This window comes from Paraburkholderia youngii, from assembly GCF_013366925.1.
Classification (GTDB): Bacteria; Pseudomonadota; Gammaproteobacteria; order Burkholderiales; family Burkholderiaceae; genus Paraburkholderia; species Paraburkholderia youngii.
The window spans coordinates 6527399-6550478 of the sequence record NZ_JAALDK010000001.1; the positions used below are offsets into that span (position 1 = coordinate 6527399).

At 65.7% G+C, this 23080-nt stretch carries 25 protein-coding genes; 12 read left to right on the top strand and 13 right to left on the bottom strand.

Annotated elements, in window-relative coordinates:
- Position 1: 1 nt before the first annotated feature.
- The 8 genes from flgF (at position 2) to flgL (ending at position 8997) form a co-directional block, all read left to right on the top strand.
- Entirely contained in the window at positions 2–760 is a 759-nt protein-coding gene (gene flgF / locus G5S42_RS29725; RefSeq protein ID WP_176109989.1) for a flagellar basal-body rod protein FlgF, read from the top strand.
- A gap of 54 nt (positions 761–814) precedes the next feature.
- The gene (gene flgG, locus G5S42_RS29730; RefSeq protein ID WP_176109990.1) at positions 815–1603 is read left to right on the top strand and encodes a flagellar basal-body rod protein FlgG; all 789 of its coding nucleotides are present in this window, start codon (positions 815–817) and stop codon (positions 1601–1603) included.
- A gap of 29 nt (positions 1604–1632) precedes the next feature.
- Complete coding sequence (flgH, locus tag G5S42_RS29735; RefSeq protein ID WP_176110672.1) at positions 1633–2331, top strand: flagellar basal body L-ring protein FlgH; 699 nt, start codon at positions 1633–1635, stop codon at positions 2329–2331.
- A 2-nt stretch (positions 2332–2333) separates the two neighbouring features.
- Positions 2334–3503, top strand: a complete 1170-nt coding sequence (locus G5S42_RS29740; RefSeq protein ID WP_281375070.1) for a flagellar basal body P-ring protein FlgI — start codon at positions 2334–2336, stop codon at positions 3501–3503.
- Between the two features lie 12 nt (positions 3504–3515).
- On the top strand, positions 3516–4523 hold the full coding sequence (gene flgJ / locus G5S42_RS29745; protein ID WP_176109991.1) for a flagellar assembly peptidoglycan hydrolase FlgJ: 1008 nt from the start codon (positions 3516–3518) through the stop codon (positions 4521–4523).
- Between the two features lie 243 nt (positions 4524–4766).
- On the top strand, positions 4767–5534 hold the full coding sequence (locus G5S42_RS29750; protein WP_488168797.1) for a flagellar brake protein: 768 nt from the start codon (positions 4767–4769) through the stop codon (positions 5532–5534).
- 227 nt (positions 5535–5761) lie between these two features.
- The gene (gene flgK / locus G5S42_RS29755) at positions 5762–7759 is read left to right on the top strand and encodes a flagellar hook-associated protein FlgK (protein WP_176109993.1); all 1998 of its coding nucleotides are present in this window, start codon (positions 5762–5764) and stop codon (positions 7757–7759) included.
- Between the two features lie 11 nt (positions 7760–7770).
- The gene (gene flgL, locus G5S42_RS29760) at positions 7771–8997 is read left to right on the top strand and encodes a flagellar hook-associated protein FlgL (protein WP_176109994.1); all 1227 of its coding nucleotides are present in this window, start codon (positions 7771–7773) and stop codon (positions 8995–8997) included.
- Between the two features lie 77 nt (positions 8998–9074).
- On the opposite strand, the gene fliR is transcribed toward flgL, so the two are convergent.
- The 7 genes from fliR to fliL are packed head-to-tail and all read right to left on the bottom strand — an operon-like array spanning position 9075 to position 13528.
- Positions 9075–9857, bottom strand: a complete 783-nt coding sequence (gene fliR, locus G5S42_RS29765) for a flagellar biosynthetic protein FliR (RefSeq protein WP_176109995.1) — start codon at positions 9855–9857, stop codon at positions 9075–9077.
- Positions 9858–9888: 31 nt separating this feature from the next.
- Complete coding sequence (gene fliQ / locus G5S42_RS29770) at positions 9889–10158, bottom strand: flagellar biosynthesis protein FliQ (RefSeq protein ID WP_176109996.1); 270 nt, start codon at positions 10156–10158, stop codon at positions 9889–9891.
- A gap of 34 nt (positions 10159–10192) precedes the next feature.
- Entirely contained in the window at positions 10193–11002 is an 810-nt protein-coding gene (gene fliP, locus G5S42_RS29775; protein WP_176109997.1) for a flagellar type III secretion system pore protein FliP, read from the bottom strand.
- Positions 11002–11517: a flagellar biosynthetic protein FliO gene (gene fliO / locus G5S42_RS29780; protein ID WP_176109998.1), complete on the bottom strand. Its 516-nt coding sequence runs from the start codon at positions 11515–11517 to the stop codon at positions 11002–11004. The genes fliP and fliO overlap by 1 nt, the downstream gene beginning before the upstream one ends.
- Positions 11514–11978, bottom strand: coding sequence for a flagellar motor switch protein FliN (gene fliN, locus G5S42_RS29785; RefSeq protein WP_013090866.1), 465 nt, complete (start codon positions 11976–11978; stop codon positions 11514–11516). Before fliN ends, fliO begins: the two co-directional genes overlap by 4 nt.
- A complete protein-coding gene (gene fliM / locus G5S42_RS29790; protein ID WP_013090865.1) occupies positions 11971–12969 on the bottom strand; it encodes a flagellar motor switch protein FliM in 999 nt (332 codons plus the stop codon). Before fliM ends, fliN begins: the two co-directional genes overlap by 8 nt.
- A gap of 58 nt (positions 12970–13027) precedes the next feature.
- The gene (fliL, locus tag G5S42_RS29795) at positions 13028–13528 is read right to left on the bottom strand and encodes a flagellar basal body-associated protein FliL (protein ID WP_176109999.1); all 501 of its coding nucleotides are present in this window, start codon (positions 13526–13528) and stop codon (positions 13028–13030) included.
- A 39-nt stretch (positions 13529–13567) separates the two neighbouring features.
- Between fliL and G5S42_RS29800 the strand changes: the two genes are divergently transcribed.
- Positions 13568–13795, top strand: coding sequence for a hypothetical protein (locus G5S42_RS29800; protein WP_176110000.1), 228 nt, complete (start codon positions 13568–13570; stop codon positions 13793–13795).
- Positions 13796–14281: 486 nt separating this feature from the next.
- Here G5S42_RS29800 and G5S42_RS29805 read toward each other — a convergent pair whose 3' ends face one another.
- From G5S42_RS29805 to fliF, 6 genes are all read right to left on the bottom strand, one after another.
- Positions 14282–15823 (bottom strand): flagellar hook-length control protein FliK, encoded by a 1542-nt coding sequence (locus tag G5S42_RS29805; protein WP_176110001.1) that lies wholly within the window; start codon positions 15821–15823, stop codon positions 14282–14284.
- 61 nt (positions 15824–15884) lie between these two features.
- Positions 15885–16334, bottom strand: coding sequence for a flagellar export protein FliJ (fliJ, locus tag G5S42_RS29810; RefSeq protein WP_176110002.1), 450 nt, complete (start codon positions 16332–16334; stop codon positions 15885–15887).
- Positions 16335–16351: 17 nt separating this feature from the next.
- On the bottom strand, positions 16352–17977 hold the full coding sequence (fliI, locus tag G5S42_RS29815; RefSeq protein ID WP_176110003.1) for a flagellar protein export ATPase FliI: 1626 nt from the start codon (positions 17975–17977) through the stop codon (positions 16352–16354).
- Positions 17971–18654: a flagellar assembly protein FliH gene (fliH, locus tag G5S42_RS29820; protein WP_176110004.1), complete on the bottom strand. Its 684-nt coding sequence runs from the start codon at positions 18652–18654 to the stop codon at positions 17971–17973. Before fliH ends, fliI begins: the two co-directional genes overlap by 7 nt.
- Positions 18647–19642 (bottom strand): flagellar motor switch protein FliG, encoded by a 996-nt coding sequence (gene fliG, locus G5S42_RS29825; protein WP_176110005.1) that lies wholly within the window; start codon positions 19640–19642, stop codon positions 18647–18649. The genes fliH and fliG overlap by 8 nt, the downstream gene beginning before the upstream one ends.
- Positions 19632–21428 carry a flagellar basal-body MS-ring/collar protein FliF gene (gene fliF / locus G5S42_RS29830; RefSeq protein WP_176110006.1) on the bottom strand — a complete coding sequence of 599 codons (1797 nt, stop codon included), beginning with the start codon at positions 21426–21428 and terminating at the stop codon, positions 19632–19634. The genes fliG and fliF overlap by 11 nt, the downstream gene beginning before the upstream one ends.
- Before the next feature lie 236 nt (positions 21429–21664).
- On the opposite strand from fliF, the gene fliE reads away from it, so the two are divergent.
- The 3 genes from fliE to G5S42_RS29845 all read left to right on the top strand — a co-directional run bounded on the left by fliE (position 21665) and on the right by G5S42_RS29845 (position 23030).
- Entirely contained in the window at positions 21665–22000 is a 336-nt protein-coding gene (fliE, locus tag G5S42_RS29835) for a flagellar hook-basal body complex protein FliE (RefSeq protein WP_176110007.1), read from the top strand.
- 272 nt (positions 22001–22272) lie between these two features.
- Positions 22273–22707 (top strand): flagellar export chaperone FliS, encoded by a 435-nt coding sequence (gene fliS, locus G5S42_RS29840; RefSeq protein ID WP_176110008.1) that lies wholly within the window; start codon positions 22273–22275, stop codon positions 22705–22707.
- Positions 22704–23030, top strand: coding sequence for a flagellar protein FliT (locus tag G5S42_RS29845; protein ID WP_176110009.1), 327 nt, complete (start codon positions 22704–22706; stop codon positions 23028–23030). Before fliS ends, G5S42_RS29845 begins: the two co-directional genes overlap by 4 nt.
- Positions 23031–23080: the final 50 nt, after the last annotated feature.

A 23080-nucleotide genomic window follows, 5' to 3' on the forward strand; every position in this document is an offset into this window, starting at 1 on the left:
CATGGATCGGCTGATCTACACCGCGATGTCGGGCAGCGCGCAAGCGCTCGAACAGCAGGCGATCGTCGCGAACAACCTCGCGAACGCGTCGACCACGGGCTTTCGCGCGCAGCTCGAAACCTACCGCGCCGTGCCGATGTCGTTCGGCGACGGCAGCACGATCGACGACAACACGACCCGCACCTTCGTGCTGTCGTCGACACCGGGCGCCGACTTCACGCCGGGGCCGATCCAGCAGACCGGCAATCCGCTCGACGTCGCGATTCAAGGGTCCGGCTGGCTGTCGGTGCAGACCGCCGACGGCAACGAGGCCTACACGCGTGCGGGCAATCTGCACATCGACGAAAACGGCCAGCTCGTGAACGCGACCAATCAGGTCGTGCTCGGCAACGGCGGGCCGGTATCGGTGCCGCCGGGCGCGCAGATCACGATCGGCAAGGACGGCACGGTGTCGGCATTGACGCCCGGCGATCCGCCCACCGCGGTCGTCACCATCGATCAGCTGAAGCTCGTCAATCCCGATCCGCAGTCGATCACGCGCGGCGATGACGGACTGTTCCGCACCGCCGACGGCAACCCCGCCGACGCCGATCCGACCGTGATGCTCGCGCCGGCGTCGCTCGAAGGCAGCAACGTGAATCCGGTCAGCGCGATGGTCTCGATGATCACCAACGCGCGCCAGTTCCAGATGCAGACGCAGTTGCTGCAAAACGCCGACAAGAACGATCAGTCCGCCAATCAGATTCTCAGCTTCAGTTAACGGATTGCCACGGGGCGCCCTACGAGGCTCGCCCCGAGACCAGGAGAACCATAAGTGAACCGCTCACTCTATATCGCCGCCACCGGCATGAATGCGCAACAGGCGCAGATGGACGTGATTTCGAACAACCTCGCGAACGTCAGCACCAACGGCTTCAAGGGCTCGCGCGCGGTGTTCGAGGATCTGCTGTACCAGACCATCCGCCAGCCGGGCGCGAACTCGACGCAGCAAACCGAGCTGCCGTCCGGCATTCAGCTCGGCACCGGCGTGCAACAGGTCGCGACCGAGCGTCTGTACACGCAGGGCAACCTGCAGCAGACCGGCAACTCGAAGGACGTCGCGATCAACGGCGCGGGCTTCTTCCAGGTGCAGATGCCCGACGGCCAGACTGCCTACACGCGCGACGGCTCGTTCCAGACCAATGCGCAGGGTCAGCTCGTCACGTCGAGCGGCTACCAGGTGATACCGGCGATCACGATCCCGAGCAATGCGACCTCGCTGACGATCGGCAGCGACGGCGCGGTGTCGATCACCGTGGCCGGCTCGAGCAATACGCAGCAGCTCGGCACGATGCAGCTCGCGACCTTCATCAACCCGGCCGGCCTCGACTCGAAGGGCGAGAACCTGTTCGCGGAGACGGCTTCGTCGGGCGCGCCGAACGTGGCGCAACCGGGTCTGAACGGCGCGGGCACGCTCAACCAGGGTTACGTGGAAGCGTCGAACGTGAACGTCGTGCAGGAGCTGGTGAACATGATCCAGACGCAGCGCGCGTACGAAATCAACAGCAAGGCCGTGACGACCTCCGACCAGATGCTGCAGACCTTGAGCCAGATGCCGGTTTGAGGACTGGAAATTTAAGGCGGTAAACGATGATGTCGCATTCCACTCGCACTCCGGTTCATTCGCGCACGGCCGTGGCGCTCGTGCAGCTCACGCTGCTCGCCGCGCTCGGCGGCTGCGCGCTCGTGCCGAAGCAACCGATCATCCAGCAGCCGATGACCGCACTGCCCCCGGTGCCGCCGCAGGCGCAGGCGCCGGGCTCGATCTACAACCCGGGCTTCGCGGGCCGTCCGCTATTCGAAGATCAGCGGCCGCGCAACGTGGGCGACATCATCACGATCGTGATCGCCGAGAACATCAACGCGACCAAGAACTCGGGCGCGAATGCGAGTCGCAATGGCAGCACGAACTTCAACGTGCCGACCGCGGGCTTCCTCGGCGGACTGTTCGCCAAGGCCAACCTGAGCGCGACCGGCACCAACGGCTTTGCCGGCACCGGCGGCGCGAATGCGTCGAATACCTTCAACGGCACGATCACCGTGACCGTGACCGGCGTGCAGGCGAACGGCAACCTGATCGTGAGCGGTGAGAAGCAGATGCTGATCAATCAGGGCAACGAGTTCGTGCGCTTCTCGGGTGTCGTCAATCCCAACACGATTTCCAGCCTGAATGCCGTGTACTCGACCCAGGTCGCCGACGCGAAAATCGAATACTCCGCGAAGGGCTACATCAACGAAGCGGAGACCATGGGCTGGCTGCAGCGGTTCTTCCTCAACGTGGCGCCGTGGTGATCATGGGTACTGTTTTCAACACGCTGTCGCGCGCGGGCCGCGCACTGATGTTCGTCGCGCTCGCCTGCGCGGCGCTGCCGGCCGCGACGCCCGCGCATGCCGAGCGCCTGAAGGACCTCGCGCAGATCCAGGGCGTGCGCGACAACCCGCTGATCGGCTACGGCCTCGTGGTCGGCCTCGACGGCACCGGCGACCAGACCACGCAGACGCCGTTCACGACCCAGACGCTCGCGAACATGCTCGCGAACCTCGGCATCTCGATCAACAACCAGGCGGCGGGCTCGAGCAACTCGCAATCGTCGCTGTCGAACATCCAGCTGAAGAACGTCGCCGCCGTGATGGTGACCGCGGTGCTGCCGCCGTTCGCGCGGCCGGGCGAAGCGATCGACATCACCGTGTCGTCGCTCGGCAATGCGAAGAGCCTGCGCGGCGGCACGCTGCTGCTCACCCCGCTCAAGGGCGCCGACGGCCAGGTGTATGCGCTCGGCCAGGGCAACGTCGCCGTGGGCGGCGCGGGCGCGAGCGCGAACGGCAGCAAGGTGCAGGTCAATCAGCTGGCCGCGGGGCGCGTCACCGGCGGCGCGATCGTCGAGCGCGCGGTGCCGACCGCGGTGTCGCAGGCTGGCATGATGCAGCTCGACCTGAACGACATGGACTACGACACCACGCAGCGCGTCGTCGCGGCGATCGACAACGCGTTCGGCAGCGGCACCGCGACCGCGCTCGACGGCCGCACGATCCAGCTGCGCGCGCCGGCCGATCCGCAGCAGCAGGTCTCGTTCATGGCGCAATTGCAGAACCTCGAAGTGCGCCCCGGGCAGGCGGCCGCGAAGGTGATCCTGAACGCGCGCACCGGCTCGATCGTGATGAACCAGATGGTCACGCTGCAGAGCTGCGCGGTCGCGCACGGCAATCTGTCGGTCGTGATCAATACGCAGCCGGTGGTGAGCCAGCCGGGCGCGTTCTCGAACGGCCGCACCGTGGTCGCGCAGCAGTCGCAGATCCAGATGAAGCAGGACAACGGCGCGCTGAAACTCGTGAATGCCGGAGCAAACCTCGCCGAGGTGGTGAAGGCGCTCAACGCGCTCGGCGCGACGCCCGCGGATCTGATGTCGATCCTGCAAGCCATGAAAGCAGCCGGTGCCTTGCGCGCCGACCTTGAAATCATCTAAGGAGCACACGAGATGAATTCCGATCCGACCAATGGCGTCAACTCCGCCGGCGACCTGACCAGCCGGTTCGCGCTCGACGTCCAGGGCTTCGGCGCACTGAGCGCGCAGGCGAAGGCCTCGCCGCAAGCCGGTATGAAGATGGCCGCGCAGCAGTTCGACGCCGTGTTCACGCAGATGATGTTGAAGAGCATGCGCGATGCGACGCCGCAGGACAGTCCGTTCGATTCGCACGACACGGCGACCTTTACGTCGATGATGGACCAGCAGATGGCGCAACAGCTGTCGAAGCGAGGCATCGGCGTCGCCGACGCGATGCTCAAGCAGTTGATGCGCAACCAGGGTATGCAGGTTGGTGGCGCGAACGGCGCGGGCGCGGCGGGCGGTCTCGCCGGCATGGCCAACGCGCTCGGCGGCGGCAGCGGCGGCGGCGACGAAGGCCAGAGCGTTGCGCTCAACGCGCTCGCGCGCGCCTACGGCAACACCCAGGCCAACGGCCAGCTCGCGCTGGGCCGCGCCTACTCGGCCAATAGCGCGCTGACGCCGCCGACGCGCGGCGACGGCAGCTCGCCGAAGGTCGATGCGTTCGTCGACAAGCTCGCCGCGCCGGCGCAAGCCGCGAGCGCGGCGACCGGCATTCCGGCGCGCTTCATCATCGGTCAGGCCGCGCTCGAATCGGGCTGGGGCAAGAGCGAGATCAAGAAGGCCGACGGCTCGACCAGCCACAACGTGTTCGGCATCAAGGCGGGCAACGACTGGACCGGCAAGACCGTGTCGACGGTCACGACCGAATACGTGAACGGCAAGCCGCATCGCACGGTGGAGAAATTCCGCGCGTACGACTCGTACGAGGAAGCGATGACCGATTACGCGAGCCTGCTGAAGAACAATCCGCGTTATGCACAGGTGATCAATTCGTCGCGCGACGTGAACGGTTTTGCGAACGGCATGCAGCGCGCCGGTTATGCGACCGACCCGCATTACGCGAAAAAGCTGTTGTCGATCATGCAGAAAATGGGCTGATTAAACGCAGGAAATGGGGCGGATACGCTTTTAACGTTTGCGCGACATTTTCCGGCGAATATTTAAATTGAGCCCCTAAATTTTGGCTCGATGCTGCCGCTAACGAGTTAGACCCGATACCGGAACAGCGCTGCAAGGTCCGGTCGAACGCGTGTGTTGCGGCTTTGCATGAAGACCCTCAGAGTCGATGGCTAGGCCCTGGCACGTGCCCGCAAGAACATGCTTACCGGCAAGCCCATGGATATGAACCAGTCGAACGGCCTGATTGACACAAACGGTCAGCCGCACGTCCCGCAAGACGAGAGCCCTTCCGATTTCGGCCGCCGCAATCCGCTGGAAATCGGCGTGCAGCTGCGCAATATCGTCAATCGCGGCGATTTCCTCACGGTCGAATATGCGGGCGGCCAGCTCGTCACGCGCCTGCTCGACGTCGACGTGCGCGAGCGCACCTTCACCTTCGATTGGGGCGCGCTCGCCGAGCAGAACAAGGGGCTGCTCAGCGCCCCGCGTTGCCAGTTCCACGCGTCGCCCGACGGTGTGCGCGTCGAGTTCACGACGCCGACGCCGCGCGAGACGCGCTTCGAGGGAATGCCGGCGTTCGAGGCCGACTTCCCCGAGGTGCTGTTCTACGTGCAGCGCCGCGAGTACTTCCGCGTCGCCGCGCCGATTCTCGACCCGTTCATGTGTACGGGCCGGCTGCCCGACGGCGACACGTTCCGCTTCGAGGTGCACGACCTGTCGCTCGGCGGCGTCGGCATGCGCACGACCGACCTGCGTGTCGCCGAGCTGCCAATGGGCGCGCGCCTGATGGACTGCGAGCTCACGCTCGGCGCGCTCGGCCGTCTGTCGCTCGATCTGCAGCTCGTGTCGCATCGCTCGCTCGCGATGCCGAACGGCACGCAGCGCTATCAGCTCGGCTTCCGTTTCCTGTCGCTGCCCGGCAGCGCGGAAAACACGCTGCAGCGGCTGATCACGCAGCTCGAAATGAAGCGCCGCTCGCTGGCGCGCTGAGCCGCGAGCCAACGCGCGGCGGGCGTGCGCAAAACGCGCGGCCGCTGCGCGAATGTTTTTGGCCGGCGAAGCAAACGTTGCACACGCAGTGGACGCAATCGCGCGGCAACATCGCGGCGAGCGCAAACGAGGTGGAATGGCCCTCAATTTTTCGCACCACGGGCCGTTAAAGAGGATGTTCCACTAACACGGTGGCATGTCTGCGATGCCGCCCTTCAGGATGACGCATGTCCAGCAATCTGTTGAATATCGGCCTTAGCGGACTCAACGCGGCCCAATGGGGTTTGACGACGACTGGTGAGAACATCAGCAATGCGTCGACGCCCGGCTATACGATGGAAACTCCGGTGTATTCGGAGGTGGGCGGCAACTATACGGGCTCCGGCTACATGCCGATGGGCGTGTCCACCGACACCATCACGCGCGCGTATAGCCAGTACCTGACGACCGAGCTCAACAACGCGCAGTCGTGGAGCAGCTCGCTCAGCACGTACAACACGATGATCAGCCAGCTGAACAACCTCGTCGGCAGTCCGACTGGGGGGATTGCGAGCGCGATCAGCGGTTACTTCACGGGGCTGCAGAACGTCGCCAACGACGCGTCGAGCGTGTCGACGCGACAAACCGCGATCAGCGACGCACAGACGCTCGCGAATCAGATCAACGCGGCTGGCCAGCAATACGACCAGTTGCGCGCGAGCGTCAACACGCAGATGAGCGACGCGGTCACGAAGATCAACACCTTCACGGCGCAGATCGCGTCGCTGAATACGCAGATCACGCAGGCGAGCAGCCAGGGCCAGCCGCCGAACCAGCTGCTCGACCAACGCGACCTGGCGGTGTCGAACCTGTCGCAGCTGATTGGCGTGTCGGTCGTGCAGGACAACGGCAGCTATAGTCTGTTCATGTCGAACGGACAGCCGCTCGTGCTGGCCGGCAACAGCTTCAACCTCGGCACGGCGACTTCGTCGGCCGATCCGACCGAGCTGTCGGTCCAGTATCTTGGCCAGGCCGGCGCGAAGCCGACCCCGACTCCGCAGACGCTGTCCGACAGCAGCGTGTCCGGCGGCACGCTGGGCGGCCTGGTGCAATTCCGATCGCAAACGCTCGATCCGGCCGAGGCGCAACTCGGTGCGATCGCGACCAGCTTCGCCGCGCAGGTCAATGCGCAGAACGAACTCGGCCTGACGCTGAACGGCACCGCGGGCGGCGCGCTGTTCACCGTCGGCTCGCCGACCGTGTACGCGAACTCGCAGAACAGCGGCACCGCGACGCTCGGCGTCTCGTTCGCCGACGCGAGCCAGCCGACCGCGGGCGATTACACGCTGTCGTACAACGGCAGCGCCTACACGCTGACCGACAACCAGACCGGCAGCATCGTTGGCTCGGCGGCGGACCTCACCAAGCCGATCGGCGGCCTGCAGTTCTCGGTCGCGAGCGGCACGATGAACGCCGGCGACTCGTTCACTGTCGAGCCGACCCGCGGCGCGCTGAACGGCTTCGCGCTGACCACCACGGCGGGCTCGGCGATCGCGGCCGCGGCGCCGGTGCTCGCGTCGGCGTCGACGTCGAACACCGGCAGCGCGACGATCACGCAAGGTACGGTATCGGCCGGCTATAGCGCGCCGACCAGCGCGTCGAAGATCACCTACACCGCGAGCACCGGCGGCCTCACCAACTTCCCGGTTGGCTCGGTGGTGACGGTCGCCGGCTCGCCGTCCACGTCGTACACGATCGGCTCGGCGACGGACGTGGTGCCGTACTCGCCGAATTCGGGCGCAACGCTGACGATCACCAACCCGACCAACTCGACGAACCCGGGCGTGATGAACAACGTGACGGTCACGATCAGCGGCACACCCGCCAACGGCGACTCGTTCACGATCGGACCGAACACCGGCGCGACCAACGACGGCCGCAACGCGCAACTGTTGTCGAACCTCACCAATGCGAAGACGCTCGTGGGGGGCACCGCGACGCTGACGAGCGCGTATGCGAGCTACGTCAACAGCATCGGCAACCAGACCACGCAGATCCAGGCGATGGCGACGACGCAAAGCTCGCTCGTCACGCAGATCACGTCGGCGCAGCAGTCGGTGTCGGGCGTCAATATCAATGAGGAAGCGGCTAACCTGCTTCAATACCAGCAGCTCTATCAGGCCAACAGCAAGGTCATCCAGACGGCGCAGACGCTGTTCCAGACCTTGCTCGGCATCTTCTCGTAAGGCGTTGAACCATGCGAATTTCGTCCCAGCAGTACTTCAGCATGAACGTCGCGAACATGAGCAATCAGCAGGCTCAGCTGTCGCAGATCTACCAGGAAATCTCGAGCGGCCAGAGCCTGACCACGCCCGCCGACAACCCGCTCGGCGCCGCGCAGGCCGTGCAGCTCAGCTCGACGGCGTCGGCGCTGTCGCAGTACACGACGAACCAGGGCACGGCGCTCGCGTCGTTGCAGGCGGAGGACTCGACGCTCACCAACGTCATGACGACGCTGCAAAGCGCGCACACGCTAGGTCTGCGCGCCGGCGACGGCGGTTTGAACGATGCCGACCGCACCGCGATCGCCGCGCAGCTGACGACTTTGCGCGACCAGCTCGTCACCTACGCGAATGCGACCGACGGCGCCGGCAATGCGTTGTTCGCCGGCTTCCAGAATTCGACCCATGCCTTCACGACCGACCCGGCCGGCACTGTCACTTACACGGGCGACACCGGCTCGCGTACGGTGCAGCTCACCGATAGCAATGCAGTCGCGACCGGCGACAACGGGCTGTCGGTATTCATGAGCGTCGGCGCGATCAACCCGCAGCCGATCGCCTCGGCCGTCTCGGGCAATACCGGCTCCGGCGTGATCGGCGCAGTGACGGTCAACGATCCGACCAACGCCTTGAATGCGGACTCGTACCAGATCCAGTTCAGCGGCAGCGGCAGCTCGATGACCTACACGGTCACCGACACGACCACCGGCATCGCGGGTACGGCACAGCCCTACGCGGCGGGCACGGGCATCACCATCGCCGGGCAGAGCGTCGAAATCACCGGCACGCCGGCCGCCAACGACAAATTCACGGTGCAGCCGGCCAGTCAGGCGGGCACCAACGTGTTCGCGAACCTGAATGCAATGATCGCGGCGCTTCAGCAGCCGGTCAGCGGCAATCCCACGGCCGCGGCATCGCTGCAGAACGCGTTGAACACGGGCCTGTCGCAGCTCGGCAACACGCTGAACAACATCACCGCGGTGCAGGCTTCGGTGGGCGGGCGCGAGCAGGAAGTGCAGGCGTTGCAAACGGTCACTCAGACCAACAGCACGCAAACGTCCAGTGAACTCGCGAACCTGACCTCGACCGACCTGGTCAAGACGATCAGCCAGTACACGATGCAGCAGGCGGCACTGCAGGCGTCGCAGCAGGCGTTCGTGAAGATCCAGGGCATGTCGCTGTTCGAGTACATCGGCAACTGATGCCGCTTCGGCGCGGCAATGAAAAAACCGGCGAGAGCCGGTTTTTTTCCGTCCGCGCTTTCGGGATTGCCGCGGCGCTACTTCAGCGCCGCTGCGATCCGCCCCATCTGATCGATGCCGCTATCGAACAGCCGCACGAAGAACGGGATCATGTTCGGCAGCATCAGTTGCACGAGCAGCAGGCCGACCAGCATCGTCAGCGGAAAGCCGATCTGGAATACGCCGATCTGCGGCGCCGCGCGATTGAGAATGCCGAGCGCCAGATTGGCGATCAGCAGCGCGACGACGACCGGCAACGACAGCAGCAGCCCCGCCGAAAAGATCGAGCTGCCCCAGTTCGCGAGCGTCTGCCAGCCGTGCGGCGCGAGCAGGTTGGCCGACACCGGCACCGCCTGGAACGTCGTGACGAGCGTGGCGATCATCTGCAGATGACCATCGACGGCGAGAAACGCCAGCGTCGCGATCGTCGTCATATAGCGCGAGATCACGACGCCCGAGCCGGTCGCCTGCTGGTCGAAGAAGGTCGCGAAGCCGAGACCCATGCCGAGGCCGATGAAATAGCCGGTCGCGTCGATCGCCTGGAACACGATCTGCATCGTCACGCCGAGCGCGATGCCGATCAGCAACTGGTTGGCGAGAATCCACACGCCATCCGCCGAAAACACGGTGACCTGCGGCAGCGCGCCGATCGTCGGCGCGACGATGATCGTCGTGAACGCTGCGAGGCCGATCTTCACGCGCGAGGGCAGCGACGAATTGCCGAACACCGGCGCGGTCGCGATCAGCGCGGCGATGCGCGCGAACGGCCACAGGAACGCGGTCAGCCAGACGTTCAGTTGCGCATAGGTGACCGTGAACATGGAGCGGGGAGGGCGGACGTGCGAGCAGCGCTCAGTTGACGAGCGTCGGAATGCTGGTGAGCGTGTGGCGCAGATAGTCGAGCATCGTGGTCAGCATCCACGGCCCGGCGATCACCAGCGTGGCCGCGATCGCGAGCAGCTTCGGGATGAACGACAAGGTGCTCTCGTTGATCTGCGTGGCCGCCTGGAACAGGCTCACGACCAGACCGACGACGAGCGCGACGAGCAGCAGCGGGGCGGCCATCATGAGGCCGACATACATGGCCTGGTGGGCCAGCGTCATGACTGCTTCGGGTGTCATCGTGAGTACCTGAAGAACGAGGAGTCGAAAATAATCAGACGAAGCTCTGCGCGAGCGAGCCGAGCAGCAACTGCCAGCCGTCGACGAGCACGAACAGCATCAGCTTGAACGGCAGCGAAATCGTCGCCGGCGATACCATCATCATACCCATCGACATCAGCACGCTCGCGACCACCATGTCGATGATCAGGAACGGAATGAAGATCGTGAAGCCGATCGTGAAGCCGGTTTTCAACTCGCTCGTCACGAACGACGGCACCAGCAGCGACAGCGGCACGTCTTCAGGCCCCTGCATCGGCGCCGCGTGCGAGATGCGCGCGAACAGTGCCAGGTCGCTTTCGCGGGTCTGACGCAGCATGAAGGTCTTGAACGGCGCGACGCCGCGCGACACCGCCTGGTCCATCGGCAGCGTGCCTTCGGAAAACGGCTTGTAGGCTTCGTTATAGGCCTTATCGAGCACCGGCGACATCACGAAAAACGTCAGAAACAGCGCAAGACCGACGAGCACCTGGTTCGGCGGCGTCGTGGTCGTGCCAAGCGCCTGGCGCAGCAGCGACAACACGATCACGATGCGCGTGAAACTCGTCATCATCAGCACCATCGCGGGCAGGAACGACAGCATCGTGAGCAGCAGCATCGTCTGCACGCTCAGCGAGTAGGTCGTGCCGCCGTTCGGGCCGGGGCTCGTCGTGAAGGCCGGCAGGCCGGCGGTTTGCGCGAACGACAGCGTCGGCAGCGCGACCAGCAGTGCCGGCAGCGCGAGTCGAAGCACTGCGGGGAGCGAGCGCGCCGCACGGCGCGATAGCGTGAAGAACCAATCTGACTGCCTGAAACTGACCTGCATTACCGATCCCCGCCGCGGTGTGCGTTGAAACGTTTGCCCACTTCGCCCTTCATGGCGTCGCGAAAGCGTTGACCAAAGGTGCCGGAAAGCGGTGCGGGCGAAGCGGCAACCGTATCGGCCGCGACGGAACCCGCCGGCATCGTATGCAGCAGCCGCACGTTGCCGGGCGCAGCGCCGAGCACGAGCCACGTATCGCCGATCTCGACGACCGCGACGCGCTCCTTGCCGCCGAGCGAAGCGCCGCCCACGGTCTTCACGAGGCCGCCGCGCTGGCCCGGTTGCAGGCCGAAGCGTCGCGCGAGCCATGCGCAGCCGAACACGAGGCCGATCACGACCGCGAGCCCGACGAAGGTTTGCAGCACCGCGCCCACGCCGAGCGCCGGCACCGCGCTACCCGCGCCGACCCCCGAGGCGATCTTCGCGGCGTTGTTGACCGCGTTCATGTCGGCGGCGTGAGCGACGCTGGACGCGATGAGCGGCGCGAGCAACACGCCGCGACCTGCCAAACGTTTCATCGATTGAGTTTCCGGATGCGTTCGGACGGCGTGATGATGTCGGTCAGCCGGATACCGAACTTGTCGTTGACGACCACCACTTCGCCCTGCGCGATCAAACAGCCGTTGACGAGCACGTCCATCGGCTCACCGGCCATGCCGTCGAGTTCGACGACCGAGCCCTGCGCGAGCTGCAGCAGATTGCGGATCGCGATCTTGGTGCGGCCGAGCTCGACCGTCATCTGGACGGGGATGTCCAGGATCATGTCGATATCGTTGTGCGTCGCGGTCGGCTCGACCTTCGACAGCGGCTGGAACACACCGGCCGCGGCCGGGTTGACCTCGGCGTTGCCGTTCTGCTCGGCGAGCGCGCTCGCCCAGTCGTCCATCGCCGCGTCGTCTTCCGCGGCGGACAGCGCGCCGGCGGCGAGTTGCTCGGCTGCCTCGAGATCGCTCTCGGGCTTTGCGTTCAGGTCACTCATATCCACCTTCCTTCATCGTGTCGGCTGCGCTGATCATCTTCTGGACCCGCAACGCGTACTGACCATTGAAAATTCCGTAGCCGCATTCCATCACCGGCACGCCGTCGACTTTCGCGGTGATGTGCTCGGGGATGTTGATCGGCAGAACATCGCCTTTGCGCATGTTCAGGATCTGTTCGAACGTGACCGGCACCTGCGCGAGGTCGGCGGTCAGTTGCACTTCGGCAGCCTGCACCTGCTGCGACAGCACGCGCACCCAGCGCCGATCGACGTCCATCGCTTCGCCCTGGATCGGCGACGAGAGCACGTCGCGGATCGGCTCGATCATCGAGTACGGCATGCAGATGTGCAGCGTGCCGCCCGTCGAGCCGAACTCGATCGAAAACTGGGTGACGATGACGATTTCGTTCGGCGTCGCGACGTTGGCGAACTGCGTGTGCATTTCCGAGCGCACGTATTCGAACTGCAGCGGGCGCACGCTCTTCCACGACGCGGTGTAGTGCTCGAACGTCAGATTGAGCAGCTTCGTGATGATGCGCTGCTCGGTCTGCGTGAAATCGCGTCCTTCGACGCGCGTATGGAAACGCCCGTCGCCGCCGAACAGGTTATCGACCACGAAGAACACGAGGTTCGGATCGAACACGAACAGCGACGTGCCGCGCAGCGGCTTCACGTGGACCAGGTTCAGATTGGTCGGGATCGGCAGGTTGCGCGTGAATTCGCTGTACTTCTGCACCTTCACCGGGCCGACGGAGATTTCCGCCGAGCGCCGCATGAAGTTGAAAATGCCGACGCGCAACAGGCGCGCGAAGCGGTCGTTGATGATTTCGAGGCCCGGCATCCGGCCACGGACGATGCGTTCCTGCGTCGCGATGTTGTACGGGCGTACGCCCGTGCGGTCGTTTTGCTCGGATTCCGTGTCGGATTCGCCGGTGACGCCCTTCAGAAGGGCATCGACCTCCTCCTGGGACATGAACTCTTCATGGCTCATTGCTTATTCCTCGTGCGTCCCTTGGCGATTGATGATGGCAGTGCTAGACAAGGTCACGTCACTGCACGACGAACTCGGTGAACAGCACGTCCTGCACGCGGATCGGTGCGGCGCCCCGCTCGGTCGGCTCGGTGATCAGCGTCTTCAGCTCTTCGGCGAGCGCGCGCTTGCCTTCGAGCGGCGCGAGTTCTTCGGGGTGCTTGTTCGACAGCGCGAGCAGGATGCGGCTGCGCACTTCCGGCATGTGATCGGTGAGCGCCTGCTGGGTGCCGGCGTCGCCGAGCTTCAGTGTGAGGCCGATGCGCAGGAAGTGTTGCTGGCCGTCGTCCGATTGCAGGTTGACGGTCATCGATTCGAGCGGGAAGAACAGCGGCACGGCGGACTGCGCCGGCGCGGCTTCGGCCGATACGGCGACGGGTGCGCGCTTCGACATGAAGAACCACACGCCGGCACCGGCAGCGCCCGCGGCGATCAGCGCAATGAGGCCGATCAGGATGATGCGCTTCATGGGGCCCGGCGAGGCGGGCGCGGCTTGTTGCGGGGCGGTCGTAGTTGCCATTTGGGTTGCCAGCCTGGTGCTGGCGTAGTAAGGGTTAGGGTGATTGTTGTTGATTTGTCTGCGGCGCTATGGGTCGAAAAGAAGGGCTATTTCTGGCTATTTCTGGGTGTTTCCAGTTTTTGTTTGTTTTTCTGGTCTTTATTCTTGGCGGTGTTGGCCTTTCCTTGCTTTCTTATCGGTCTATTAGCGTTGCCCCTGTGCGGGGCGGCACCTACTTTCTTTGCTGCTGCAAAGAAAGTAGGCAAAGAAGACAGCTCAAACCGCTAACTCTTAAGCGGGGCCCTCGGTCCGCGTGAGGTAGTGGTGCATCTGGAATCCGTGCTCCCGCACATTCCGCGTTCGTGACACGGCAGTCATTCCTCCGGCGGCGCTCCGCGCGCCGAATCCCCGTTCTAAAACCACTGGTCATTTCGGCGTGTCGCCGAGGCGGAGCCGAGGGCTCCCGCTGCGCGGGCAAGCCCGCTGGTTTCCCGGGCAGACCCGTCCGCGACGCACGTAGTGCGGAGTGGGATGGATGATGGCTTTGTCACTGCCGGGGAATGTGCGGGGGCACGGATTCCAGATGCACCACTACCCCTGCCAAGCCAGGGGACCCGCTTATGAGCTGGCGGTTTGAGCTGTCTTCTTTGCCTACTTTCTTTGCAGCAGCAAAGAAAGTAGGTGCCGCCCCGCACAGGGGCAACGCTAATAGACCGACAAGACAACAAGGAAAGGCCAAGACAGCCAGAACAACGAAAAAGAAGCCCGCCTGGCTCAGGCAAACGTATCGACTAATCCAACCTGCTGCCGCACGGCACCACTCCCGATGGCATCGCTGGAGTCCACCGAGCTGTCCCCGGCGAGGGCGCCGCCATTACGACCACCGCCCCCCTTTCCACCAGACCCACCCGCGTCAGCATTCTGCTGTTGCCCGCTCTGCCGGGCAAACCCATCACTCACACTCGCGCTGCCAAGCCCAATCCCATTGGACTCCATCGCCTCGCGAAGCTTCGGCAACGCCGCCTCGACCGCCTCTCGCACCGACTGGTGCTGCGACACGAACAGCGCATGCGCATGGTTATCCGCCACCTGCAACACGACCTGCAACGGCCCCAGATCCTTCGGATTGAGCGTCAGTTCAGCACTCTGCGAATGCGCATTCGACAAGAACACCACCTTCTGGCTCAACGCTTCTTCCCACGCGCTCGTGCCGACCTGCGGCGTCAACGCGTTCGCGGCGGCGGCAGCACTCGCGTTGCCGGTGCTCTGCACCGCCGCCGTCGTGCTCGCAGCGTTCGCTGCCGCCTGCGCCGCGGCCAGCGCGCTGTTCGCCGCCTCGGACGCGCTGCGCGCCAATGCAACGTTGTCAGCCTGGCCGCTCGTCGCGGCCGCGGCGCTCATTGCGTCGGCGGCCGACTTCGCTGTCGATGGATCGGCCAGCGCGGTCGCGGCGGCCATTGCGGTCGTCGGCGTCGTGTGGATGGTCGAGGTGCCCTTGCCGGTGCCGGTGCCGACCGTCTTGTCGTCCGAGGTGCCGTTCAGGTCATTTTTCGTGTTGCTAAGGCCGCGCACCGCGCTCGATACGCTCGCGGCTTTCGCAGCCGCGCCGCTGGCGAGCGCGGCCGCAGGCACCGCGCCCTGGCCGCTCGATAGCGCGGACAACGCACTCTGCAATGCATCCTGCAGCGACTTCGGATCGACCGCGCCTTTCGTGCTCGCCGCGGCGGCCGTGAGCGCGCTCGTGGCGGTGCCGGCCAGCGCGCTCACCGCGTCGGCCGCGGAGCTTGCGGCATCGGTAGCGGTAGCGGTAGCGGTGGTCGCGTTCGCATCGGCGTTATTGACGACGGCCTGGGCCTGCGCTTGCGCCTGTGCCTGGACGGCAGCCGCCGCGGCGGCGAGCGCGCCAGCGTCGGTCTGCGCCTTGGTGTCTTGCTGCCTGGTTTGCGTCGTGGTCGGCTGGCTGTTCGATGCCTGCTGCGTGGGTGTCGTCGGCGTCGTGGACGACGATGAAGCGCTGCTGCTCGCCGCGTTGCTCGTCGTGCCGCTGGCGTTCTGGCCGCTGCTCGCGCTCTGCTGCGACGGAGCGGGCGCCGGCGCTGGTGCGGGTGCACTGGGCGCGCTCGGTGCCGAGGCTTGCGACGCCTTCGCTGAACCGGTCTGCTGTTGATTCGCGGTGTTCTGCTGGTCGATGCTCTGCTGCAAGGTCTGCGCGAACGGAGTCGGGCTCGCGGCGTTCGCGGCCGCGCTGCTCGACCCATTGCTGCTCGCGTCGAGCAGCGTGCTCAGTTGCGAGCCGATCTGTGAAAGAAGCGACATAAAGAATCCTGTGAATCGGTCAAACGGGGGTGCCATCAGGCATTAACCGTGAGGCAAGGCCTCACGCGCCGTCGGCTCGCATGCGCAGACTTCGGGCCGCGAATTCGTCGGCGTCGCGCTGTTCGCGCCGCGCCGCAACCTTCGCCTCGGCCGCCTCGCCGCGTGCCTGCAGCACTTCGTACGAACCGAGCTTCTGCTTCTGGCGCTGCCAGTCGGGCTTTGCCATCTCGACGCGCGCGCTCGCCGCCGCGAGCAGGTTGCGCTGCTGCTCGATCGCGGCGTCGAGCGTGTCGAGGAACGCCTGGAAGTTGCGCATGTTGCCGGCGGGCATGCCTGACTGCGCGCTCTCCGTGAAGCGTGCGTAGTATTCGTTGCGGTACTGCACGAGTGCATCGAGTTGCGCCTCTACGTCGTTGCGCTCGCGCTGCGCGCGGCCGAGCCGCTGCGCGGCGGCATCCACGTCGTCCTGCGCGAGACCGATCAGCGTCTTGATCGGAAAGTGTTTCGACATCTTCAGCCTCCTCGGCCCTAAGCAAACAGCGCGTTGAGCATGTCGATGCTCGGCTGGAAGTTCGCGCACTCGCGAAAGCCTTGCTGCAGGAACGCTTCCATCCGCGGGTACAGCGCGATCGCGCGATCGAGCAGCGCGTCGCGCCCGGCCGAATAGGCGCCGACGTTGATCAGATCGCGGTTGCGCTGGTAGCGCGACAGCATCTGCTTGAACATACGCGTTTTATTCAGATGGTTATCGTCGATCAACGCGGTCATTGCCCGGCTAATCGACGCTTCGATATCGATCGCGGGGTAGTGGCCGGCTTCGGCGAGCGAGCGCGACAGCACGATGTGGCCGTCGAGAATCGCGCGCGCCGAGTCGGCGATCGGGTCCTGCTGGTCGTCGCCTTCGGTGAGCACCGTGTAGAACGCGGTGATCGAGCCGCCGCCCGCCGGGCCGTTGCCGGTGCGCTCGACCAGCGCCGGCAGCTTCGCGAACACAGACGGCGGGTAGCCCTTGGTGGCGGGCGGCTCGCCGATCGCCAGCGCGATCTCGCGCTGCGCCATCGCGTAACGGGTCAGCGAATCCATCAGCAGCAGCACGTGCTTGCCCTGGTCGCGGAAGTATTCGGCGAGCGAGGTCGAGTACGCGGCGGCCTGCATCCGCAGCAGCGGCGACACGTCGGCCGGCGCGGCGATCACGACCGAGCGCGCCAGGCCTTCCTCGCCGAGAATCTGTTCGATGAACTCCTTCACTTCGCGGCCGCGTTCGCCGATCAGGCCGATCACGATCACCTCGGCGCTGGTGTAGCGCGCCATCGTGCCGAGCAGCACCGATTTACCGACGCCCGAACCCGCGAACAGCCCCATGCGTTGACCGCGGCCGACGGTCAGCAGCGAGTTGATCGCGCGCACGCCGACGTCGAGCACCTTGTGAATCGGCTCGCGATTGAGCGGATTGATGACCGGCGCGGACAGCGGCGCATCGGTTTGCGTGCCGAGCGGGCCGAGCCCGTCGAGCGGACGGCCCGATGCGTCGAGCACGCGGCCGAGCAATTCCCAGCCGACCGGCAGACGCTTCGCGCCGGCGAGCGGATCGGCGATCGGCGCGCTTTCGAGCGGAAAGACGCGCGCGCCGGGCAACAGGCCGATCACTTCGGTGGTCGGCATCAGGAACAGCTTGTCGCCGGAGAAGCCGACCACTTCGGCTTCGGCCATCGGCAGCGAACTGCCGGGCGGCAGCTCGATCATCACTTCGGCGCCGACCGACAGGCGCAGCCCGACCGCTTCGAGAACCAGACCGGCCGCGCGCGTCAGACGCCCGCACGCGCGCAGCGGCTTCGCGATCGCGTTGCGCGCGCGCAGCGCGTCGAGCTGGCCGCGCCATGCCTGCATATGCGGATTGATGTCGAGCGCGGGATCGTAGGACGGTACGTGCGGCGCGTGAGCGGCGTGGTCCTTCGCGGCGGACGGGCGGCTCACCGCCGCGCCTGCCGCCGGATGCTCACTCGCGGGAGCGTGCCATCCCGCATCCGGGGGCTCCGGAAAACCGGACGACTCGACATCGGCCAGCGCCTCGGCGCCGAACGACGCCAACGCGAGTTCGCGTTCGAGCGGCGTCAGATCGCTCGCGCGGATCTCGTCGAGTGTCGGCTTCACCACGTGCTCACCTTGCCGAGAGCGGCGGCGACGCGCTGCCAGCGCGTGTCGATGCCCGCGTCGACCTCGCCGGTGCCGGCCTGCGCGCGGCAACCGCCACGCTCCACCGATGCATCGGTACGCACGGTCCAGCCGCGCGTTTGCAGTTCTTCGAGCAGATACGCCTCGACGACCGGCAGATCGGCGGGACTCACGATCAGCGCCGGCGCCCCGGAGAGCGCGGGCTCAGCCGCGAGCACCTCGCGCGCGGCCGCGATCAGCGCGGTCGGGTCGTGCTGCACGTGCTGGCGCACGACCTGTTGCGCGATGTCGAGCGCGAGTGCGATCAGCGTTTCGGAGATCGCGTGCTGCGCGCCATCGAGCGCGGTCTTGAAGGTTTCGGCCAGCGCGGCGAGCCGCATCGCTTCCTCGCGCGCCTCGGTCTGGCCCTGCGCGAAACCCTGCGCGCGCCCCTGGTCGTAGCCCGCCTGATAGCCGAGCGCCTGGCCGGCCACATGACCGGACGCGACGCCCTGCGCATGCGCGGCTTCGCGGCGCCGCTCGAGTTCGGCTTCGAACGCGCGCTCGTCGAACTCGGGTTCGGCCGGCGGGGGCGGCGGCGGGGCCGGGTCGAACGACGCCATCTCCCAGCGCTGGTAAGCCGAGAGGCCGTCCTTTGCCGGGGCGTTCGAATCAGACATATGCGTCTTCCGCCTTGCCGCCGATCGCGATCTGGCCGCTCTCGGCCAGGTTGCGCACGATCTGCAGGATGCGGCGCTGCTGCGTCTCGACTTCGGACACGCGCACCGGGCCGCGTGCGTCGAGGTCTTCGGCGAGCAACTCGGCCGCGCGCTGCGACATGTTCGACAGGAACTTCTGACGCAGCGCGGGCGGCGCGCCCTTCAGCGAGATGATCAGCGCCTCGGATTCGACTTCCTTCAGCAGCAGCTGGATCGCACGGTCTTCGAGGTCGAGCAGGTTCTCGAACACGAACATCTGGTCGATGATCTTTTGCGCGAGCTCGGCGTCGTACTGGCGCACGTTTTCGATCACGCCTTCCTCGTGGTTGCTCGACATGAAGTTCAGAATCTCGGCCGCCGTGCGGATGCCGCCCATCGGGCTGCGCTTCAGGTTGTCGCTGCCCGACAGCAGGCCGGTCAGCACGTCGTCGAGTTCGCGCAGCGCGGCCGGCTGGATGCCGTCGAGGGTCGCGATCCGCAGCAGCACGTCGTTGCGCAGGCGCTCCGGGAAGCACGACACGATCTCCGAGGCCTGGTCGCGGTCAAGATGCACGAGGATCGTCGCGATGATCTGCGGATGCTCGTTCTTGATCAGTTCCGCGACCGCCGACGAGTCCATCCACTTCAGGCCTTCGATGCCGCTCGTGTCGCTGCCCTGCAGGATCCGGTCGATGATCGCGCCGGCCTTGTCGTCGCCGAGCGCCTTGGTCAGCACCGAGCGGATGTAATCGCTCGAATCGAGCGACATGCCGGTGTGCTGCTCGGCCTCGCGCACGAACTCCTGCAGCACCTCGTCGATCTGCTCGCGGGTGACGTTTTTCAGCGCGGCCATGGCGACGCCGATTTTCTGAACCTCACGCGGGCCCAGAAACTTGAACACCTGCGCCGCCTCTTCCTCGCCGATCGACATCAGCAGCAGCGCGCTCTTCACTACGCCTTCAGCGCTCATCGGACACCCAGTTCTTGACGACGGTTGCTACGATCTTCGGATCCTGACGCGCGATGTTGCGCGCGAACTCCAGGTTCCGCTCGTACTTGTGCTTCGCGTTTTCGAGTGCGAGCTTCTCGCTATCCGCTTCGATTTCGACCACCGCGCCATCGCGCTCCTCGGCCGGGATGCCGTCGAGCAGCACCGGTTCGTCTGGCGACATCAGCGCGGGCACCGGCTCGGGCGGCGGCGGGAAGGCGCGGCGCAGCGCCGGCTTCACCATCACGAAGTAGAGGAACAGGGCCACCGCGCCGATGCCGAGGTACGTCGCGATCTGCTTGTACAGCGCGAGCATGTCCGGGGTGCGCCACCACGGCAGGTCGGCGTTCGGATCGAGATCGGTGGTGAACGCGCTGTTGACCACGTTGACCGAGTCGCCGCGCGACGCGTCGTAGCCCATCGCGTCCTTCACGAGCTGCGTGATCTGCGCGAGCTTGTCGGCGCTGACCGGTTGCATCGTCACGTGGCCCTTCGGATCGACGACCCGCAGATAGTTGACGACCACGGCGACCGTCAGCCTGCGGATGCCGCCCATCGGCTGGTCGATGTGACGCACGGTCTTGTCGAGCTCGTAGTTGGTGGTCGAATCCTTGTGATCGCTGATCGGGGTCGCGCTCACCGAGCTCGCGCCGTTGCCGGCCACGATCGGCGCGGAGGCAGGCTGCGGCGGCTGATTCGACAGCGCGCCCGGCACCCCCGAGGCGCCCCCCTGCGACATTTCGGTGGCGCTGCTCGTCTGCTGGCTGCGGATCGCGGCGTCCTGCGGATTGGCGTTCGGGCCGTACTTCTCCGAAGTCTGCTCGCTGTGCGAGAAGTCGATGTCGGCGCTGACCTGCGAGCGCGCGTTGCCGGCGCCGAACAGCGGCGCGAGGATCGTGTCGATGCGCTGCTGCGTGTTGCGTTCGATCTGCTGGCGGAACTTCAGCTGGGTTGCATCGAGGCCGCTGCCGTTGCTTGGCTGCGTGAGCAGGTTGCCGTCCTGGTCGAGGATCGTCACGCCGCGCACCGGCATTTGCGGCACCGCCGACGCCACCATGTGCGTAATCGCGACCACCTGCCCTTCGTCGAGCACGCGGCCCGGGTACAGGTTCACGAGCACCGACGCCGACGGCGGTTCCTTGTCGCGCACGAATACGCTCGGCTTCGGAATCGCGAGGTGCACACGCGCCGATTTGACGCTCGAGATCGATCCGATCGTGCGTTCGAGTTCGCCTTCGAGCGCGCGCTGATAGTTCACCTGTTCGTCGAACTGGCTGATGCCGAATTTCTGGTTGTCCATCAGCTCGAAGCCGACCGAGCCGCTCTTCGGCAGTCCCTGCGAGGCGAGGCGCAGGCGCGTCTCATGAACCTGCTCGGCGGGCACGAGAATCGCGGTGCCGCTTTCGGACAGCTTGTATGGGATATTGGCCTGCTGCAGCGCGGTGATGATCGAGCCGCCGTCGCGGTCGGACAGATTGCTGTAGAGCACTTTGTAGCTAGGCGCGCGCGACCACAGGAACAGACCGGCGACGACCGCCACCAGCAGCGCGACCGCGAACACGAGCGGCGCGCGCGGGTTGCCGCGCATCTGCGCGAGTCCGGACAGACGCTGGCCGAAATTGCCGCCGAGACCTCCGAGGCCGCCGAGGCCGCCGAGGTCGGCCGTGCCGCCGGCCTGGCCGCTCGCGGCCTGAGCGGCCGCGGGCTGCGCGCCGGCGAGCCCCATGCGGGCGTCGGGGTTGATCAAAGAGTTGGCTGACGAATCCATGCGTCGGGTTTCTCCGGGGGATGCCTTGGCGTTCTGCCGTGATGCCGCGCCGGGGCTCGGCGGACGGACAGAGACTTTCACCCTTGAAATTATCCCCAGCGCCGCCCAACCCGATTGCTTGAATAGAGCCGGGTTTCCCCCCTAGTTTCGGGACTTTCCGCGTGGGGCCGCTGCTATGCTTTCGTCCAGATCGGTACACTTCCGGTGCTCCGATCGCCTATCCAACGGAGAAGAAGATGACCATGCCCGTGAACGCGCTATCGTCGGCGCTGCAACAGATGCAGGCGATGGCGGCGCAGGCGGCCGGCGGCTCGACCCCAGTGGCGGAGCAATCCGGCGCGGCGACGCCGACCAACTTCGCGGCGGCGCTGAAGGCCTCGCTCGACAAGATCAGCAGCGACCAGCAGAAGGCGATCGGTGAGTCGCAGGCGTTCGAACTCGGCGCGTCGAACGTGTCGCTGAACGACGTGATGGTCGATATGCAGAAGGCCAACATCGGCTTCCAGTTCGGCCTGCAGGTGCGCAACAAGCTGGTCGCCGCGTACAACGACATCGCGCAGATGTCGATCTGAGCGGGATCGCGCGGGACTGCCTGAAGGACTTGCCCGAAGGTCCGCTGGAGGCCCGTCCGACGATCCGGCAAGCCGCTGCCGGCACATGCGCCGACGGCTTCGCGCCGCGTCTTCCGTGCCCGCCCAGCGGCGCTTTCGATCCTCCCGACACCGGACTAAAGCTTTGTCGTCGTGCATCCGATAACCAAAGTACATGTCAGCGATTGGCGCGGCGACGCGCCGCGCGGCCACGCCACGACTTAACCGCAGCCAGTATCAGAGGAGGAGCGCCGATGTTTTCCCAAGGACACGCTGGAGCCAACGCGTATGCGCGTGTCGGTATCGAGACATCCGTGATGGGCGCAAGTCCGCATCGTCTGATCGTGTTGCTGTACCAGGGTGCACGCCAGGCGATCGCGCAAAGCCGCCTGCATTTGCAGCAGGGCAACGTGGCAGAGCGTGGCATGGCGATCAGCAAGGCGATCCGGATCATCGAAAGCGGGCTGCAGGCGTCGCTCAACCTCGAGGCAGGCGGCGAAATCGCCGAACGGCTCAATGCGTTGTACGACTATATGGCGCGTCGGCTGTTGCAGGCCAATATCAATCAGAGCGACGCGATGCTCGTGGAAGTGGACCGACTGCTCGCGACGCTCGAAGAGGCATGGATCGGGATTGCCCCGGAGATCGCGCGGATGGCGGCACAGCCAGCCGCGGAAAGCCTGAGATGACATCGAACGCAGACTATTTTGCCCGCTATGAAGCGGTCGCCGCGCTGTCCTGCCGCATGCTGATCGCGGCCCGCCGTGCACTGTGGAGCGACCTGGTGCACTTGCAGGAAGAGTATCGGCATCTGGTCGAAGCGCTGCGCGAAGCCGACGTGGGCGTCAAGCTCGACGAGGCCGAGCGCCTGCGCAAGTACGCGCTGATCCGCCAGATCCTCGCCGACGACGCCGCGATCCGCGACCTCGCGAATCCGACCATGGCGCATCTGTCGGCGCTGTTCGCCGGCCGGCCGACGCGTGTGCTCAAGGAGTTGTACGGGGCGCGCTGAGTGCGGGCGGGCACGCGGGTGAGCTGGCGTCACGCCGTGCGCGTCTGAAG